Origin of the sequence: Photobacterium iliopiscarium (genome assembly GCF_003026395.1) — a bacterium.
Classification (GTDB): domain Bacteria; phylum Pseudomonadota; class Gammaproteobacteria; order Enterobacterales; family Vibrionaceae; genus Photobacterium; species Photobacterium iliopiscarium.
The window spans coordinates 1-18,548 of sequence record NZ_PYOO01000020.1; the positions used below are offsets into that span (position 1 = coordinate 1).

Consider the following 18,548-nt stretch of genomic DNA (forward strand, 5'->3'; position numbering starts at 1 on the left):
GCTGCGAGGCATTGAGCTAACTGATACTAATTGCCCGTGAGGCTTAACCATACAACACCCAAGGGGTTTTTCTTCTCTAAAGAGAAGAGACGGACTCTGCAAACGCTTGAATGCGTGTTGAGAACAATTAGTCAGATTTTTCCCAGATTGCTATTTATTGTCATAAGACAATAAATAAAACAGAATTTGCTTGGCGACCATAGCGTTATGGACCCACCTGATCCCATGTCGAACTCAGTAGTGAAACGTAATAGCGCCGATGGTAGTGTGGGGTCTCCCCATGTGAGAGTAGGACATCGCCAGGCTTTAATTTCGTTTTTATCTTTTTATAAAGGTAAAGACAACAAGTTGCATTTATGCTGAATAGACACTGCGGAGTGGTAGTTCAGTTGGTTAGAATACCGGCCTGTCACGCCGGGGGTCGCGGGTTCGAGTCCCGTCCACTCCGCCATTTATTTAAGACAGAGTTAAGTCTTTAAAACAACTACAGGGGTGTAGCTCCAACTGGCAGAGCAGCGGATTCCAAATCCGCGTGTTGGGAGTTCGAATCTCTCCACCCCTGCCATCTTAAAGAAGGCTCATATCGAAAGATATGAGCCTTTTTGCTATCTGTAATTTATGCTTGTAGCGTTAATTGGCAGAGTAGCGGATTCGCCATACCGAAAATCAGCGCGTGTTGGGCGTTAGAACCTCGTAACTCCTGCCATCTTCAAGAAAGCCTCGACAGTAATGTTGGGGCTTTTTTACGTTTGTATTATTATGATCGAGTGGGTGTAATGTTAACTGACAAAGCAGCGGATTCGCCATTCCGAAAATCAGCGCGTGTTGGGAGTTCGAGTATCGTAACTCCTGCCATCTTAAAGAAGGCTCATAGCGAAAGATATGAGCCTTTTTGCTATCTGTAATTTATGCTTGTAGCATTAATTGGCAGAGCAGTGGATTCGCTATTCCGAAAATCAGCGCGTGTTGGGCGTTCGAGTATCGTAACTTTCTGCCATATTCAAGAAAGCCTCGATAGTAATGTGAGGATTTTTTACGTCTGTATAATTTAAGTATTGCTTAAGCTGACAGAGCGGTAGGTATTAATATAAAGAGATTAAAATAATTGCAGTAACGCCTTTAATACACTTTCTTGATGGCGTGATTGTTTACAACATAGCCCTAAGCTTAATGGCGCAATAAACTCAGCGGGGAAGCGCTGCACTTTATCACTCATTGGGCTGTTATTAATCACAATATCTGGTGCAATTCCAATACCACAGCCTAATGCTACCATGCTCACAATGGCTTCATGGCCAGAAATCTGCGCGTAAATTGGTGGCGTGATCTTTTTGTCTTTGAACCAAGTATTCGCTCGTGATCTTGCAGGACCCGATTCTGCAACAATAAAAGGTAATGCTTGCCAGTTCGGACCATCATTTAATAATTGTTGAATCGCTGGAGGAGAAATAGCCGGCGAGATCACTGACATTGGGATATGATCTAATTCAATATAAGTCAGCTTATTTGAGAGATGTTCGGGCTTTGCTGTAATGGCAACATCAACTTCGCCATTAAGTACTTTATCAATAGCTAATGCGGAGTCCCCCGTTAATAACTGAATTTCTATTTGCGGATAACGATGTCGAAAAGCCGTTAGTATTGAGGGTAAATGACTATAACTAGCTGTTACAGAACAAAATATTTTCAGCTTCCCCTGTAATAATGAGCTATCACTGTTTAATTCTATTTTTAGTGAAAGCCAATTAGAAATGATAGTTGTGGCGACTGGGATCAATTTTTTTCCAGCTATCGTAAGTTCAACACTGCGATTATCTCGACGAAATAAACTTTGCCCTAATTCTTGCTCTAGCCGTTGAATAACGCGACTCAGCGCTGATGGACTAATATGCATTGCCTGTGCTGTTTGATGAAAACTCAGCGAATCACTTAAGTGAATAAAAAGTTGTAGGTTTTTAATGTTCATCGTCTTATGTTGCATAATTTGCAATTAATTGTTGTGAATATATCACTTTGAGCAACAACTTTCCTGATCTACTATCAATCTATTCGATAAATAAATATCGAACCAAGGATAAATATATTTCACGGAGTTTGTTGTTATGGCTAATTATTTCAATACCTTAAATTTGCGCCAGCAGTTGGATCAACTGGGTCGTTGTCGTTTTATGGATCGTGCAGAGTTTGCAACTGAAGCTGATTACCTCAAAGGTAAAAAGGTGGTTATTGTCGGATGTGGTGCGCAAGGCTTAAACCAAGGTCTTAACATGCGTGACTCTGGATTGGATGTGTCTTATGCCCTACGCCAAGCTGCGATTGATGAGCAACGTCCATCCTTTAAAAATGCACGTGATAATGGTTTTGACGTTGGTAGTTATGAACAACTGATTCCACATGCAGATTTAGTGGTAAACCTTACGCCTGATAAGCAACATACCAATGTGGTTGAAACGGTGATGCCACTGATGAAGCAAGGTGCTGCATTAGGTTATTCTCACGGTTTTAATATTGTTGAAGAAGGGATGCAAATCCGTAAAGACTTAACGGTGGTAATGGTAGCGCCTAAGTGTCCGGGTACGGAAGTGCGTGAAGAATATAAACGCGGTTTTGGTGTGCCAACCTTGATTGCTGTTCATCCTGAAAATGATCCTCATGCTGATGGTATTGAAATTGCTAAAGCATGGGCTGCGGCAACGGGAGGGCATCGCGCGGGTGTACTTGAGTCATCATTTGTGGCTGAAGTGAAGTCGGATTTGATGGGAGAGCAAACTATTCTTTGTGGCATGCTTCAAGCGGGTTCTATTGTTTGTTATGAGAAAATGCTGGCTGATGGTATTGCGCCAGAGTATGCCGGTAAGTTGTTACAATTTGGTTGGGAAACGATCACTGAAGCACTGAAGTTTGGTGGTGTGACACATATGATGGATCGCCTTTCAAATCCTGCTAAAGTCCAAGCATTTGATTTATCTGAGCAACTAAAAGCGTTGATGCGTCCGTTATATAACAAACATATGGATGATATTATTTCAGGTCATTTCTCAAATACCATGATGACTGACTGGGCTAACGATGACGCCGAATTATTAGGTTGGCGTGGTGAAACGGCTGAAACACAATTTGAAAACTATCCTGCATCAGATCTTCAAATTTCAGAACAAGAATATTTTGATAACGGTATTTTGATGGTCGCAATGGTGCGTGCAGGGGTTGAGCTAGCCTTTGAGGCGATGACGGCGTCAGGTATTATTGATGAGTCGGCTTATTATGAGTCATTGCATGAGTTACCGCTGATTGCCAATACGGTCGCGCGTAAACGTTTGTACGAGATGAATGTGGTTATTTCTGATACTGCGGAGTACGGTAACTATTTATTTGCTAATGTGGCAACACCGTTATTGCGTGATCATTTTATGGCCACGGTCACTACGGATGTGATTGGTAAAGGTTTGGCGACAACAACTAACTTTGTTGATAATCAAAAGTTGATTGAAGTAAATGAAGCATTGCGTAATCACCCAGTTGAAGTGATTGGTAAGCAACTACGTGGTTATATGAAAGACATGAAGCATATTGCTGTTGGTGGTTAATCTTTAGTTTCAATTATAATTAAAAATAAAGCCCAGTTTGATGAGAACTGGGCTTTTAAATGGGTGTTGTCATCATTGATTAAGCGTTAGTGCTGTTGTCTTCAGCATTTAATTTAGCTTCAAATGCTGCCATTTTTTGCTCAAGCTCGGTCAATTTTTGACGAGTGCGTAATAGCACTTGCGTTTGGACATCAAACTCTTCACGAGTGACAACATCAAGCTTGCCTAATTGTGACTGGATCACCTGACGTACTTTTTGCTCAACATCATTACCTAGATCTTTAACTGGTTTAGGCATTGCGTCTTGAATCTGTTTAGCTATTTGCTCAAGTTTTTTTGAATCGAACATGATCCGTTTACTCCGTTGCGAAAATCGTTATTAACTATTGTAATTGCCGTTGCGGTGAAAAGAAAAGGGCGCTGATGATTCAGCGCCCTTTTTTGTATTGATAAATTAGAAGTGGTTATCTAAACCATCATCATCTTCAACAAATACAGGTAGTGGTTTATGTTCACTTGCCAAGAACGTATAAATAACGGGTAATACGAACAAGGTAAATAATGTACCGATAGATAAACCGGCAACGATAACAACACCAATACTGAAACGTGATGCTGCGCCTGCACCTGATGCGTATAACAGTGGCACTAGACCTGCAATCATCGCACATGTTGTCATTAGGATTGGACGAAGACGGATTTTCGCGGCTTCCATCACAGCATCCATACGGTTTTTGCCGTGGTAGAGCTGTTCTTCTTTGGCAACTTCACAAATCAATATACCGTGTTTGGTTATCAAGCCTATGAGGGTTATCAAACCTATTTGCGAGTAGATGTTAAGTGTTGTTGCACCCCACGCGAGGGCAATCAGTGCACCACAGATAGCGAGTGGCACTGAAACAAGGATAACGAGTGGATCACGCAATGATTCAAATTGAATCGCAAGTACTAAGAAAATAATCGCTAGTGCTAGACCAAATGTAGCGTATAGCGCATTACCTTCAGTAACATACTGACGGCTTTCACCTAAGTAGTCATGACCGTAACCTTTCGGTAATACTTTAGCTGATTCAGTATTTAACCAACTTACAGCTTCACCAATTGAGGTGCCAGGGGCTAATACTGCACCGATGGTTGCCGCATTTTGTTGGTTAAAGCTTGGTAAGGTTGGTGGCGCTGGAGTTACTTTGATCGTTACTAAGCTACCTAATGGAATTAAATCACCACTACTTGTTTTAACGTAATAATTATTTAAATCTTTAGGATTAAAACGATCTTTACGCTCAACTTGTGGAATAACTTTATAAGAACGGCCTAAAATATCAACACGGTTAATATCGCCACCGGCTAACATTGTGCTTAAAGTATTACCAATAGCTTGCATGGTGACACCATAAGCACCGGCTTTATCTTTATCTATATCAATGTTCATGGTTGCAGAATCATACTTTAAGTCTAAATCTGAGTAGACGAACATTGGGTTATCTTTCACTTTAGTCAACATTTCAGCAGCCACTTGGAAGAGGCTCTTAAAGTTGTTCGGTGTAGTGATAACAAACTGCACAGGCAAACCAGAACCCGCACCTGGAAGGCTTGGCATTTGGAAGGCAGTAATCGCCATTTGGGGAATGTTTTTGATTTTTTCAGTTACGTCATTCGCGACTTCAGTTTGGCTTTGATCGCGTTGGCTCCATGGTTTTAATGTTGCTAGACCAAACGCTTGGTTAGCCGATGGAATACCTGAGAAGATCTGTGCATATTCAACACTTTTTTCAGAAGTTAATACTTTATTAACTTGATCCATGGTGTCTTGAATGAAATCAAGGTTGGCGTTTGCAGGCGCTGTACCCATAAATACCACTACACCATTATCTTCAGCGGGTGCTAATTCACTTGGAATAAACTTAAATAAGAACGGCAAACTTGCACAAGCACATAGCGCAAATACAATCACAACTGAACGCATATGCATGATGCCAGTAAGCATTTTCTCATAACGTAACGTTAATCGATCAAGAAACCCATGAACCATTAATTCAAATTTATTTGGCGCTTCATTTTCTTTGAGGAAGGTTGCACACATTACCGGTGATAATGTTAAGGCAATAATTCCTGAAATAAATACCGCACCTGCAAGGGTTAGCGCAAATTCTTTAAATAATGAACCTGTTAAACCACCCATTAATGCAATTGGCGCGTATACCGCACCTAAAGCAATAGTCATTGAAATCACGGGAATAGCGATTTCACGAGTACCAAGAATGGCGGCTCTAAATGGCGTTTGTCCGAGCTTGATGTGCCGTTCAACGTTTTCTAATACTACAATCGCATCATCAACTACCAAGCCGATTGCGAGTACCAGAGCTAGCAATGTCATTAGATTCCATGAGAAACCAAATAATTGCATTACCAAGGCCACACCGATCAGTGATAGTGGAATAGTGATAATTGGAATAATTACTGAACGTAGAGAACCGATAAACAATGCAATAACGACTAATACGATTAGTGCTGCTTCAAGGATGGTTTTAATCACTTCATGAATCGAGTCATTAATCGCAATCGTTGAGTCATACATGATTGTCATTTTGATGGTGCTTGGCATATTACGTTCAATGGTAGGTAACAGCTTGCGAACATCTTTGGCAATGTTGATTGGGTTGGCACTTGGTGCCGCTTCAATCGCACCGACGACGGCTTCTTGACCATTTGCCGTTGCACGGTAGCTATCACTGCTGCGTGATAATGTTACCTTTGCAATATCGCCTAAACGAATCACTTGACCGTTATTACTTGATACAACGAGTTTTTCTAGTGCTGCTGGGCTATTTGATTGAGTGTTAGCACTACCGTTGTATAACACAAAATCATTGTTAGCTTGACCAACAGCAGATTGGTAGTTGTTTGCTTGTAGTACGTGAGTTACATCGCTAGCAGATAAGTTAAATGCTGCCATTTTTTGTGGATCAAGCCATACACGTAATGCGAATGGTACACCACCATACATATCTACTTTTGCTACACCACCAACCGTAAATAATTGCGGTTTAACTACACGTTCAATGTAGTCAGTGATTTGGCTAGAGCTTAATGTTTTACTGGTGAAACCAAGATAAAGTACCCCTGTACCACCACCAGTAGAGAGTGAAATCGTTGGATCTTGTGTATCTTGTGGCAATTGAGCTCGCACCGAGTTTACTTTGGCGAGAATATCCGCCAAGGCTGCATTCGGGTTGGTGTTCAATTTCATTTGTACAGTAATGGTCGACATACCCATAATACTTTTAGCGGTGATGTAGTCGATATTATCTGCTTGAGCTATCGCTTGTTCCAATGGTTGAGTGATAAAACCTTGGATCAGGTCAGCACTGGCACCGTAGTAAGCTGTACTTATAGTTACTACAGTATTGGTCATGTCCGGATATTGCCGAACCTGCATTTTGAAAATTGCCTGTAGGCCAAGCAATGCGATCATTAAGCTGATCGAAATTGCTAATACCGGGCGTCTGATGAATATATCAGTGAAGCGCATTCTGAGCGTTCTCCAATTACAGCAATGGGGTTTTAGCAGGAGCTTTCAGTGCGTCATTTTTAACGACATGCACTAATGACTTGTTGCTAAGACGAATTTGACCGCTAGTTACGATCTGCTCTCCAGCTTTTAAACCTGAAAGAATGCGTACTTCATTACCTTTGTTTAAACCTGTTGTTACCACTGTTTGCATTGCACGTAATTTGCCATCAACAGTACGTAATACATACACGGTGTCGCCATAAAGGGTGTAAGTAATTGCTGTTTGAGGAACCACAATTTGATCGGTAATGGTTGGTTGAATCACACGCGCACGGGCAAACATACCACTACGTAACATGCCACCGCTGTTAGGAATGTCAGCTTGTACTTGAATCAAACCTGTTTGAGCATTAACTGCGGGTTCAATCGCTGTAATTTGGCCTTTAAAATCAGTATTTTTGTAAGCATCGATATTGATATCAACAGCTTGGCCTATTTTTATTTTAGAAATATCCGTTTGTGGCACAGTGAAGCGGAAACGCATTGTTGTTGTGTCTTCTAAACGAATAATCTTAGTGCCAGGTTGAATGTACTGACCTAAATACACATTACGTAAACCAATTTCACCAGCAAAAGGTGCACTGATATTACGGCGCTGAATTGATTCTTTTAATGATTTAATCTGAGCAACTAATGCAAGGTAGTTAGCTTTTGCTTCATCAAGACTAGATTTTGATACCGAGCCTTTACGATAAAGATCTTTATAGCGTTGGTACGATGCTTGTACCGCCGGTAGTTTTGCCTCAGTACTTTGTAAGCTAGATTGTTCAACGTTGGAATTAATAGAAACCAGTAGTTGACCTGCTTTTACGTGTTGTCCTGATTCGAAATTAATATCACTGATTACACCAGCAGCTTCTGATGTCAAGGTGACACCTTGCATTGGTTCAATAAAACCAATAGCTTGCAATGATGGGTACCAGTTTTCTGCTTTGGTCGTGGCAGCTGTTACGGGATAGTTGGCTTCTGGCATATTCGCCATATACTCAGCTATTTTGTGTTCTTTAAAAAGATTGAAACCAATTACGCTTCCAAATAACAGAAGGGCAAGAAGTAACATCACGATCCATTTTTTCATTGTGAGGAGTGCTCCGGAATTACAATATTAATGCTGAATAATGGCGTCCCAAGAGGCATTAATAGCAGCATCCAGCTCGCTATCAGTGATCTCTAATCCACCATTGATTTTTTGACGAGCCAAACAACAACTGGTCTCTAAGCTAAGTGTACTTAAAATTTCATTATTAAGTGGTTTAAACAACTGACAGGCTTTACCTTCGTCAAACATTTGATTGACGCAGCTAAATAGTTGTTTATTTAACGCTTTTCTCTCGTAAAAATTATGGCGAGGCAGATTTTGAAACTGCCCCTGATTAATTAATGGTGCTTCACCATTAACAGACATATGCCACAGATTTAGCCACATCGTACGGTAGCGCTGTTTGAGTGACATGCTATCGTTAATGTTATGACTAATTTTTTTCGCGATATAACCTAAAATATGATCATGGAGTTGATGCAGTAGGTCATCTTTATCGTTGAAATAACGATAAATAGTGCCTGTTGCAACTTGAGCTTCTTTCGCCACCATTTGCATGGACAGTCCATGAAAACCATGGGTGGCTAAAAGATTTTCAGTTGCGGTTAATATTCGCTCTTTTTTATCTGTCATTGATTTTTACATTTAATACAAGTTATATGAATGAATGTTCATTCAGCGCTATTGTAGGATTTGATTATTGATTCGCAAGCCTTATTTACGGTTTTATATTATTAATTTTAATGGCTAGGTATTTGAGGTGAGGTTTATTTGGTGGAGTATGATGAAGAGTAACAATGAAAAAACGAAAAAAAGCCCATATCAAAATAGACATGGGCTTTAATGTTAGTTGTTGCTTAGATTATTAGTGCTGCTTTGTCGGTGGCGTATCATCAGTGGTTGATTTGTCTTTGCCACGACTAAAGATACGTTCTACTACCACGAAGAAAATCGGAATAAAGAAAATACCTAAGAATGTCGAGCTTAACATACCACCAAGTACCGCGGTACCAATGGCATTCTTACCACCTGAACCTACACCAGTACTGATTGCTAGAGGTACAACACCAAGACCAAAGGCCAATGAGGTCATTATAATTGGACGTAGACGAACACGAACAGCGTGCAATGTTGCCTCTACTAATCCAGCCCCTTTTTCGTAGTATTCTTTGGCAAATTCCACGATCAGGATAGCGTTTTTCGTTGCTAGACCCACCGTTGTCAATAGTCCTACTTGGAAGAAGACATCGTTCGGCATGCCACGACCATTCATGGCAAGTAATGCACCGATAACACCAAGCGGTACCACTAAGACTACCGCAAAAGGTACTGACCAGCTTTCATACAGTGCGGCAAGTACTAAGAACACCACTAAGATAGATAACGTATACAGCATAGGTGCTTGGTTACCTGATAGACGTTCCTCATACGATAAACCATTCCACTCAACACCAAAGCCCGGTGGTAATTTTTTCACCATCGCTTCAATATCAAGCATTGCTTGACCAGTACTGTAACCTGTGACAACACTGCCTTGAATGTTGACTGCTGGGGTGGCATTAAAACGTTCTAGACGCGGTGATGCATATTGCCATTCACCCGTTGCAAAGGCTGAGAATAGTACCATTTCGCCTTTGTTGTTACGGACATACCAAGTATCAAGATCACCCGGTTTCATACGGAATTTTGCATCACCTTGAATGAAGACTTTTTTCACGCGTCCGCGGTCGATGAAGTCATTAACATACGAACTACCCCAAGCTGTACTCAATACTTGGTTTACTGATTGAATATCAATTCCTAAAGCACGGATTTTTGATTGGTCGATGTTGATTTGGTACATCGGTGCATCTTCTTGACCATTAGGACGAACGCCAACTAAATTAGGGTTTTCAGACGCTAATTTAAGTAATTGGTTTCGTGCTGCGATCAGTTTGTCATGTCCTTGGCCACTTCGATCTTGAAGGTAGAAATCAAAACCACTTGCGGTACCCAATTCGATAACGGCTGGCGGTGCAAACGAGAAGACCATCGCATTTTTAATTTTTTGGAAATAGCCCATGGATCGGTTAACGATTGAATTAACATCCATACCAGGCAGTTGACGATCGGACCAATCTTTCAAGCCCACAAACGCCATACCCATATTTTGACCACTACCTGCAAAGCTAAAGCCAGAGACACTAAATACGCTAGCGACGCTGTCAGCTTCTTGGGTTAAGTAGTAATCAGATACTTTATCCATTACTTTTTGGGTTTGTTCTTGGGTTGAGTTGACGGGCAATATTGCCTGACTGAACAGAATACCTTGATCTTCATCGGGTAAGAAAGAGGTTGGCATACGGGTGAACATCCAGCCAACAGCAACGGTTAAACCAAGAAAGATCAGCATTACACGAATTGAACGTTTGATCATTGCCGCAACGCTAGATTCATAGCGGCTCGTTAACTTATCAAAGGTGCGGTTAAACCAACCAAAGAAGCCTTTTTCATTACTGCCATGCTCAACAGGTTTAAGCATGGTGGCACATAGTGCAGGGGTGAGGATCATTGCCACCAATACGGATAATGTCATTGCGGTTACAATGGTTATCGAGAATTGACGATAAATAACACCCGTAGAACCTGACATAAATGCCATTGGTACAAATACAGCTGAAAGGGTTAATGCAATACCAACCAGAGCGCCAGTAATTTGATCCATCGATTTTCGTGTAGCTTCAACGGCATTTAGGCCTTCTTCATGCATGACACGTTCGACGTTTTCCACCACCACTATCGCATCATCAACCAGTAAGCCGATAGCAAGTACCATGGCGAACATGGTGAGGGTGTTAATGGAAAAACCTGCTAACGACAGCACCGCAAAGGTACCAAGTAATACCACCGGTACGGCGATGGTTGGAATTAAGGTTGCTCTAAAGTTCTGTAAGAAGAGGTACATGATGATAAACACCAACGCTACTGCTTCAAACAAGGTATGTACTACACCTTCAATTGATTTCTCAACAAATGGTGTGGTGTCGTAAGGATAAACCGCTTGTAATCCTTCGGGGAAGAATGGTTTTAGTTCATTAATTTTAGCTTTAACCGCTTCTGCGGTGGCTAAGGCATTAGCGCCTGTAGCCAGTTTAATACCTAAACCACTGGCTTGTTTACCGTTATAAAATACCTGTACTGAGTAGTCTTCAGCACCGAGTTCAACTCGTGCAACATCACTTAAATGCACTTTTGCGCCAGCAGAATCAGATTTAACAATAATGTTCTTAAACTGTTCAGGGGTTTTTAAACGACTTTGTGCCGATACAGTTGCATTAAGCTCTTGGCCTGGTAGTGATGGTGATGCACCAAGTTGACCGGCAGAGATCTGCGCATTTTGCTCTTTGATAGCAGCAATGACATCAATACTGGTAAGGTTATATTTTGTTAGCTTAAGAGGGTCTAACCAAATACGCATTGCATATTGAGCACCAAAAGCTTGGATTTCACCTACACCGGGAACACGACTCATTGGATCTGACACATTGGAACTGATGTAGTCCGAAATGTCATTTTTATCCATTGAACCATCTTCGGAATAGAATCCGACCACCATCAGAAAGCTGGAGCTTGATTTGTTAACCTTAACCCCTTGTTGCTGTACTTCCATTGGTAATAACGGTAGTGCAGATTGAAGTTTGTTTTGAACCTGTACCTGAGCAATATCAGGATCAGCTTCAGCATTAAAGGTCAGGGTAATTTGAGTGTTACCAAAACTGTCACTGGTTGATGACAAGTAACGCAGGTGGTCGATACCTGTCATTCGTTGTTCGATAACCTGCGTTACCGTATCTTCCATGGTTTTGGCGTTAGCACCTGGGTAGCTAGCACTAATGACAACTGTTGGTGGTGCAATGCTAGGGTATTGTGATACTGGTAGTTTTAAAATGGATAACACACCAGCTAACATTACAATAATAGCAATCACCCATGCAAAAATAGGGCGATCGATAAAGAAACGAGCCATAGTTTATTCCCTATTTATTGCGATTGAGTGGCAGTTATTGGGGTCGGTTCAACCACAGCGCCTGGACGAATCTTTTGTAAGCCATCAACAATCACTTGGTCGCCGTCTTTAAGTCCGCTGGTAATTCGCCATTGATTATCAATTGTTTCTGCGGTGGTCACCATGCGTGATTCTACTTTGTTTTCAGCGCCTACAACCATTGTGATAGCTTGGCCTTTACTGTTACGTGTAATGGCTTTTTGTGGAATCAAAATTGCTTTAGGATCTGTCCCTGTATTCAGTACGGTGCGTACATACATTCCCGGTAATAAAATACCCTCTGGATTTGGGAATTCAGCACGTAATGTCACTGAGCCAGTATTGGGATCGACATTTACTTCAGCAAATTGCAACTTGCCGTGATGAGAGTAAACGGTGCCATCTTCAAGAATCAGTTCAACGTCAGCATTATCGCTGGCTTTAAGTTGACCTTGCTTTAACGCTGACTTCAAACGTAGTAGCTGAGTGCTTGATTGTGCGATATCGATATTAATCGGATCTAATTGTTGAATGGTCGCTAACACTTGTGCTTGACCCGCACTGACTAATGCACCAGGTGTTACTGATGATTGACCAATACGACCCGCAATTGGCGCTTTAACTTTGGTATAATTAAGATTTATCTTGGCTTGGTTAACACTGGCTTTCGCAACTTCAATGCCAGCAAGGGCAACTTTGTATTTCGCTTTGTTATCATCATAGGTCTGTTTACTAATGGCGCCACGGTTAACCAAGGTTTGGCTACGTTTAGCAAGTGCTTTGGCTGACTCTAGGTTGGCTTGTGCTTGAGCTAAACTTGCTTTAGCACTGAGGTAAGCGGCGTTATAAGTTGCTGAATCAATGCTATACAATGATTCACCTTTACGGACATCTCCGCCTTCCGTAAAGATACGTTCAGTAATAATCCCTGATACTTGCGGACGAACCTCTGCTTCAAGATAGGCTTTACTACGACCAGGGAGTTCGATATGGATAGCTTGTGGGTGAGAGCTGACAATAAGAGTATCTACAGGTACACTTTTTGTTGCTTGCTGAGTTTGGTTTTTAGATGTGTTTTGGTCACAAGCTGATATCCCTAGCGTTAAGCTGATAATGGTAGCAATAGCTGCGATTTTCCGCATGAAATCTCCTAAAATTAAGCAATATGATTACTGTTAAATATTTATTTAGTTATTTAACAGTAATGTAACGGTTATTTGCTGTTTTGTAATTAATATTTAATCCGATTTAGAATTCTGTTCGATTTGCTCTGATTTATTTTAGACCTTATTTAATGTATTTATTCTAAATCTGGCATTTAAGTTGTTTTAAATAATAAAATTGAAACAAATGTTAACGAATGGTGAGGCTGCCATTCCACGATAAGTGAATAGATTTGTAATTAAAGCGCGTTAACATGCGTAAAATTTTTAATGACGTCAGGATAACTAATGAAACTGAACCCAAGGCAAACAGAAGCAGTTAAATACGTTTCCGGGCCGTGCCTAGTCTTGGCTGGAGCCGGATCAGGTAAGACTCGTGTTATTACCAATAAAATCGCTTACTTAGTTCAGAAGTGTGACTATAAAGCACGTAATATCGCGGCGTTAACCTTTACCAATAAAGCAGCACGAGAAATGAAAGAACGTGTTGGTCAAACATTAGGTCGTCAAGAGTCCAAAGGGTTGATGGTGTCAACCTTCCATACCTTGGGACTTAATATTGTGCGTCGAGAGTGTAAATATTTAGGCTTAAAGGCCAATTTTTCATTATTTGACGCTCAAGATCAGATGGCGTTATTAAAAGAATTGACCGAAGAGGAACTCGACGGTGATAAAGATTTATTAAAGCAGTTGCAGTCAACTATTTCTAATTGGAAAAATGACATGTTATCGCCAGTTGATGCTGCTGGCCGCTCACAAACTGAACGTGATCAATTGTTTGCCCATTGTTATGAAATGTACCAACGTCAAATGAAAGCCTATAACGCGCTTGATTTCGATGACTTAATTTTAATGCCAGTGTTGTTGTTGCGTGATAATCAAGAGGTGCGTCAACGGTGGCAAAATCGCATTCGTTATTTGCTGGTGGATGAATATCAAGATACTAATACCAGTCAGTACTTATTCGTGAAATTATTGGTTGGCGAACGGGCTCGATTTACCGTGGTTGGTGATGATGATCAGTCTGTTTATTCATGGCGTGGTGCCCAGCCAGAAAATTTAGCCTTACTTAATAAAGATTTTCCAAACCTTAAAGTGGTTAAGCTAGAACAAAACTACCGTTCAACCAGTCGTATTTTACGAACGGCAAATATTCTTATTGCTAATAATCCGCACTTATTTGAAAAAGCATTGTTTTCTGCGATCCCTGACGGGGCAATGATAAAAGTATTAACCGCTAAAAATGAAGAACATGAAGCTGAAAAAGTGGTTGGTGAATTAATTGCGCATCGGTTTATGAATAACACCGCTTATAAAGATTATGCGATTTTATACCGAGGTAATCATCAGTCGCGGTTATTTGAAAAAGCCCTGATACAAAACCGTATTCCATATAAAATTTCTGGTGGAACATCGTTTTTCTCGCGGGTTGAAATCAAAGATATGATGGCTTATCTGCGCGTGCTAACTAACCCCGATGACGATAATGCTTTTTTACGAATAGTGAATACACCACGACGTGAAATTGGTCCAGTTACCCTTGAAAAGCTGGGAACATATGCCAATATGCGAGGAAAAAGCCTGTTTGCTGCTAGTTTTGAAATGGGACTAGAACATCATCTTTCTGGGCGTGGTTTAGAATCATTACAACGTTTTACACATTGGATTAATCAGTTAACTGATAATGCTGAGCGCGGTGATACCGTTGCTGCTGTGCGTCAATTGGTGCGCGATATTCATTATGAAGATTGGCTTTATGAAACGTCGGCCAGTCCTAAAGCTGCTGAAATGAGAATGAAAAATGTCTCAGATCTTTATAGTTGGATCACTGCTGATTTAGAAGGGGATAACTACGATAACGAAGTGAAGACCCTTAAAGAAGTGGTGCAGCGGTTAACATTGCGCGACATGATGGAGCGCGGTGAAGATGACAGCGATGCTGATCAAGTACAGTTAATGACGTTACATGCATCAAAAGGATTGGAATTTCCTTATGTGTTCTTGATCGGTGCAGAAGAGGGAATTTTGCCACATCAAACCAGTATTGATGAAAATAATGTCGATGAAGAGCGCCGATTGGCTTATGTTGGGATCACGCGCGCACAACGAGAGCTGACGTTCTCGCTGTGTAAAGAGCGTCGTCAATATGGTGAGTTAATTAAACCAGAACCTAGCCGTTTCTTATATGAGTTGCCGCAAGATGACTTAGAATGGGAAAGTGAACGTAAACCCGTTACGGCTGAAGAGCGAATGCAAAAAGGCCAAGCCCATATTGCCAATATTCGTAATTTATTTAAAAAATAGTGGGTAGTCGTAACTGGGCTATTACACAAGATTGATAACATAAGGGGGAGCGATCCCCCTTAGTGTGAGAGTCAAGATAATCAAAACAACAACTGTAGCAATATCAGGGCGCTTTAGTTCGGTTTGATCATATAGTTAATTGCCGCAACAATTTCTTCATCACTACAATCCATACAGGTCCCTTTCGCAGGCATGGCGTTAAAGCCTTCAATTGCATGCTTGGCAAGAACCGCATCACCTTGGCTTATACGAGTGCCCCAATCATTTGCGTCACCTTTTTTTGGTGCTCCCATTAAGCCACTGTTATGACAAGAAGCACAATATTGGTCATAAATGACTTGGCCCGTTCGCAAAGATGTTGCTACAGCAGCGACTGACGGTGTCGTCCCTTCAATATGTACATTTCCGATGGGTTTTATTCGATCATTGATCGCGGAGGCTGACATGTCAGCAGCAATGGTTGCGGTTGATAAACAAAGACTTGTACAGATAGCTATTAGCCATGGTCGTAAAAATAAATCCATTTTGGTACCTTTATACATCCAGTTATGAAGGGAAAATAATAAAATATTGTGTATTTTGTATGTCTATCTAAATTGACATCAAATGTTATTACTTTGTAAGTATAGCTATTGTTACGAATGATAAAGCGGATGTTGTGCGGTGTATGACACGAATCAACGTCGATTTGCTGATAAAATCAGCGAGCGAAACAAAAATAAAAAAAAACACTTGCCGAGTAGCGTTCTGATCCGTAATATTCACCTCCGTCGATAGGGCAAGGCGCCCGTAGCTCAGCTGGATAGAGCGTTGGCCTCCGGAGCCAAAGGCCGAAGGTTCGAATCCTTTCGGGCGCACCATCATCCGGTCGTATTGGCAATGGTAACAAAACATTGGTGGCTATAGCTCAGTTGGTAGAGTCCCGGATTGTGATTCCGGTTGTCGCGAGTTCAAGCCTCGTTAGCCACCCCATATTATAATGTGTTGATCTCCCAGTCAGCATGTTGGCTTTTAAAAGCCCGCTTGTTTTACAAGCACACAGAATTTAGTCAGTGATAACGTAGTTTTATAGCGTATCTCAGGCTTCTAGGATTAGCGGACCAGATGGTTTGTTCTCTTAGTAACGATTTAGTCGGTGAATAGCGCAGTTTGGTAGCGCATCTGGTTTGGGACCAGAGGGTCGGGGGTTCGAATCCCTCTTCACCGACCACTTACAATGGTGGCTATAGCTCAGTTGGTAGAGTCCCGGATTGTGATTCCGGTTGTCGCGAGTTCAAGCCTCGTTAGCCACCCCATTTTTAGGTTATCTTTTATTAGAGACCTTGGCCTTGTAAGCCTAAACATTGTCGGTGAATAGCGCAGTTTGGTAGCGCATCTGGTTTGGGACCAGAGGGTCGGGGGTTCGAATCCCTCTTCACCGACCACCATTAAGAAACCTGAATCGAAAGATTCAGGTTTTTTTTCGTCTAAATAAAAGTAAATTTGTATCATTGGTTTAAAGCCCGAGGGTCGGGGGTTCCCGATATTAGAACCTTGCTCTTCACCGACCACCATTAAGAAACCTGAATCGAAAGATACGGTTTTTTTTCGTCTGTAGAAAAGTAAATGTAGATCTGCGTCATTGGTTTAAAGCCCGAGGGTCGGGGGTTCCCGATATTAGAACCTAGCTCTTCACCAACCACCATTAAGAAAACCGTGTCGAAAGATACGGTTTTTTTTCGTCTAAATAAAAGTAAATTTGTATCATTGGTTTAAAACCAGAGGGTCGGGGGTTCCCGATATTAGAACCTAGCTCTTCACCAACCACCATTAAGAAAACCGTGTCGAAAGATACGGTTTTTTTTCGTCTGTAGAAAAGTAAATGTAGATCTGCGTCATTAGTTTAAAGCCCGAGGGTCGGGGGTTCCCGATATTAGAACCTTGCTCTTCACCGACCACCATTAAGAAACCTGAATCGAAAGATACGGTTTTTTTTCGTCTGTAGAAAAGTAAATGTAGATCTGCGTCATTGGTTTAAAGCCCGAGGGTCGGGGGTTCCCGATATTAGAACCTTGCTCTTCACCGACCACCATTAAGAAACCTGAATCGAAAGATTCAGGTTTTTTTTAGTCGGTAGAAAAGTATCGTTAATTTTTGTGTAGAAACGCAGAGGGTCGGGGGTTCACTGATATTAGAACCTAGCTCTTCACCGACCACTATTAAGAAACTTGGATCGAAAGATTCAGGTTTTTTTTCGTCTATTGGAAATGGTGAAGCGTGTAGTTTGGTAGTGCATCTTTGATGTTAGAAATAGCGGACCAGAGGGTCGGGGGTTCCTGATATTAGAATTTAGCTCTTTACCAACCATTATTAAGAAACCTGAATCGAAAGATTCAGGTTTTTTTTCGTCTGTTGGAAATGGTGAAGCGCGTAGTTTGGTAGCGTATCTCTGATATTAGGAATAGCGGACCTGAGAGGCTGGGCTCTGAGCACCATTAATAAATCGGAATATTTATGTTTTTATTAGCTCAAAATGACCAATAACTCAGTGAGGTTAGCTAGATCTGAATAGTAGCTATTTGGATTGTGTACTGCCCATTTTATCAAATGATGAGAAAACAGTGCGAATATGCTGCGTAGGTGTGTGGCGTAAATTTTGCAACCGTTCGTTGTAATAGATATATCCACTAATGTTTATATTTTTAGTGGTTATTGTCGCTAGTTATTTTAATAATAACGATATTTTGTTTAATTAATGTTAATTTATTTTTTAATGATCAATGATGTTTTATTCATATTGATGTTTTTATAAGGTTATAGGTCTTTGGTTTGTTGTGCTGTTTTTATGTCTATATTTGTTGGTATTCAAGGTGTTGTT

General features: G+C 41.1%; 10 protein-coding genes, 7 tRNA genes and 1 rRNA gene. 10 read left to right on the top strand and 8 right to left on the bottom strand.

Features of this window, described 5'->3' with window-relative positions; genetic code table 11:
* The first annotated feature begins 189 nt into the window (after positions 1-189).
* The 3 genes from rrf (at position 190) to C9J51_RS18075 (ending at position 565) form a co-directional block, all read left to right on the top strand.
* A 5S ribosomal RNA gene (gene rrf / locus C9J51_RS18065) occupies positions 190-305 on the top strand.
* Positions 306-374: 69 nt separating this feature from the next.
* Positions 375-451, top strand: a tRNA-Asp gene (locus C9J51_RS18070).
* 37 nt (positions 452-488) lie between these two features.
* Positions 489-565: transfer RNA gene (locus C9J51_RS18075), tRNA-Trp, on the top strand.
* A 531-nt stretch (positions 566-1,096) separates the two neighbouring features.
* On the opposite strand, the gene ilvY is transcribed toward C9J51_RS18075, so the two are convergent.
* Positions 1,097-1,966: an HTH-type transcriptional activator IlvY gene (gene ilvY / locus C9J51_RS18080; RefSeq protein ID WP_045038819.1), complete on the bottom strand. Its 870-nt coding sequence runs from the start codon at positions 1,964-1,966 to the stop codon at positions 1,097-1,099.
* A gap of 136 nt (positions 1,967-2,102) precedes the next feature.
* Here ilvY and ilvC point away from each other — a divergent pair, with 136 nt between their 5' ends.
* Positions 2,103-3,587 carry a ketol-acid reductoisomerase gene (gene ilvC / locus C9J51_RS18085; RefSeq protein WP_107237946.1) on the top strand — a complete coding sequence of 495 codons (1,485 nt, stop codon included), beginning with the start codon at positions 2,103-2,105 and terminating at the stop codon, positions 3,585-3,587.
* A gap of 79 nt (positions 3,588-3,666) precedes the next feature.
* On the opposite strand, the gene ubiK is transcribed toward ilvC, so the two are convergent.
* The 6 genes from ubiK to C9J51_RS18115 form a co-directional block, all read right to left on the bottom strand.
* Positions 3,667-3,936 (bottom strand): ubiquinone biosynthesis accessory factor UbiK, encoded by a 270-nt coding sequence (gene ubiK, locus C9J51_RS18090; protein ID WP_045038817.1) that lies wholly within the window; start codon positions 3,934-3,936, stop codon positions 3,667-3,669.
* A gap of 105 nt (positions 3,937-4,041) precedes the next feature.
* On the bottom strand, positions 4,042-7,119 hold the full coding sequence (locus C9J51_RS18095) for a multidrug efflux RND transporter permease subunit (protein WP_045038816.1): 3,078 nt from the start codon (positions 7,117-7,119) through the stop codon (positions 4,042-4,044).
* Positions 7,120-7,135: 16 nt separating this feature from the next.
* Entirely contained in the window at positions 7,136-8,239 is a 1,104-nt protein-coding gene (locus C9J51_RS18100) for an efflux RND transporter periplasmic adaptor subunit (protein WP_045038815.1), read from the bottom strand.
* Between the two features lie 27 nt (positions 8,240-8,266).
* Complete coding sequence (locus C9J51_RS18105) at positions 8,267-8,833, bottom strand: TetR/AcrR family transcriptional regulator (protein ID WP_045038814.1); 567 nt, start codon at positions 8,831-8,833, stop codon at positions 8,267-8,269.
* Between the two features lie 232 nt (positions 8,834-9,065).
* A complete protein-coding gene (locus tag C9J51_RS18110; RefSeq protein WP_107275261.1) occupies positions 9,066-12,206 on the bottom strand; it encodes an efflux RND transporter permease subunit in 3,141 nt (1,046 codons plus the stop codon).
* A gap of 14 nt (positions 12,207-12,220) precedes the next feature.
* Positions 12,221-13,366 (bottom strand): efflux RND transporter periplasmic adaptor subunit, encoded by a 1,146-nt coding sequence (locus C9J51_RS18115; RefSeq protein ID WP_045040895.1) that lies wholly within the window; start codon positions 13,364-13,366, stop codon positions 12,221-12,223.
* A 309-nt stretch (positions 13,367-13,675) separates the two neighbouring features.
* On the opposite strand from C9J51_RS18115, the gene rep reads away from it, so the two are divergent.
* On the top strand, positions 13,676-15,691 hold the full coding sequence (gene rep / locus C9J51_RS18120; RefSeq protein WP_045040896.1) for a DNA helicase Rep: 2,016 nt from the start codon (positions 13,676-13,678) through the stop codon (positions 15,689-15,691).
* A 113-nt stretch (positions 15,692-15,804) separates the two neighbouring features.
* Here rep and C9J51_RS18125 read toward each other — a convergent pair whose 3' ends face one another.
* A complete protein-coding gene (locus C9J51_RS18125) occupies positions 15,805-16,215 on the bottom strand; it encodes a c-type cytochrome (RefSeq protein WP_045040897.1) in 411 nt (136 codons plus the stop codon).
* Between the two features lie 259 nt (positions 16,216-16,474).
* On the opposite strand from C9J51_RS18125, the gene C9J51_RS18130 reads away from it, so the two are divergent.
* The 5 genes from C9J51_RS18130 to C9J51_RS18150 all read left to right on the top strand — a co-directional run bounded on the left by C9J51_RS18130 (position 16,475) and on the right by C9J51_RS18150 (position 17,115).
* Positions 16,475-16,551: transfer RNA gene (locus C9J51_RS18130), tRNA-Arg, on the top strand.
* A gap of 36 nt (positions 16,552-16,587) precedes the next feature.
* A tRNA-His gene (locus C9J51_RS18135) sits at positions 16,588-16,663 on the top strand.
* 161 nt (positions 16,664-16,824) lie between these two features.
* A tRNA-Pro gene (locus C9J51_RS18140) sits at positions 16,825-16,901 on the top strand.
* 9 nt (positions 16,902-16,910) lie between these two features.
* A tRNA-His gene (locus tag C9J51_RS18145) sits at positions 16,911-16,986 on the top strand.
* A gap of 52 nt (positions 16,987-17,038) precedes the next feature.
* A tRNA-Pro gene (locus C9J51_RS18150) sits at positions 17,039-17,115 on the top strand.
* The last annotated feature ends 1,433 nt before the right edge of the window (positions 17,116-18,548 follow it).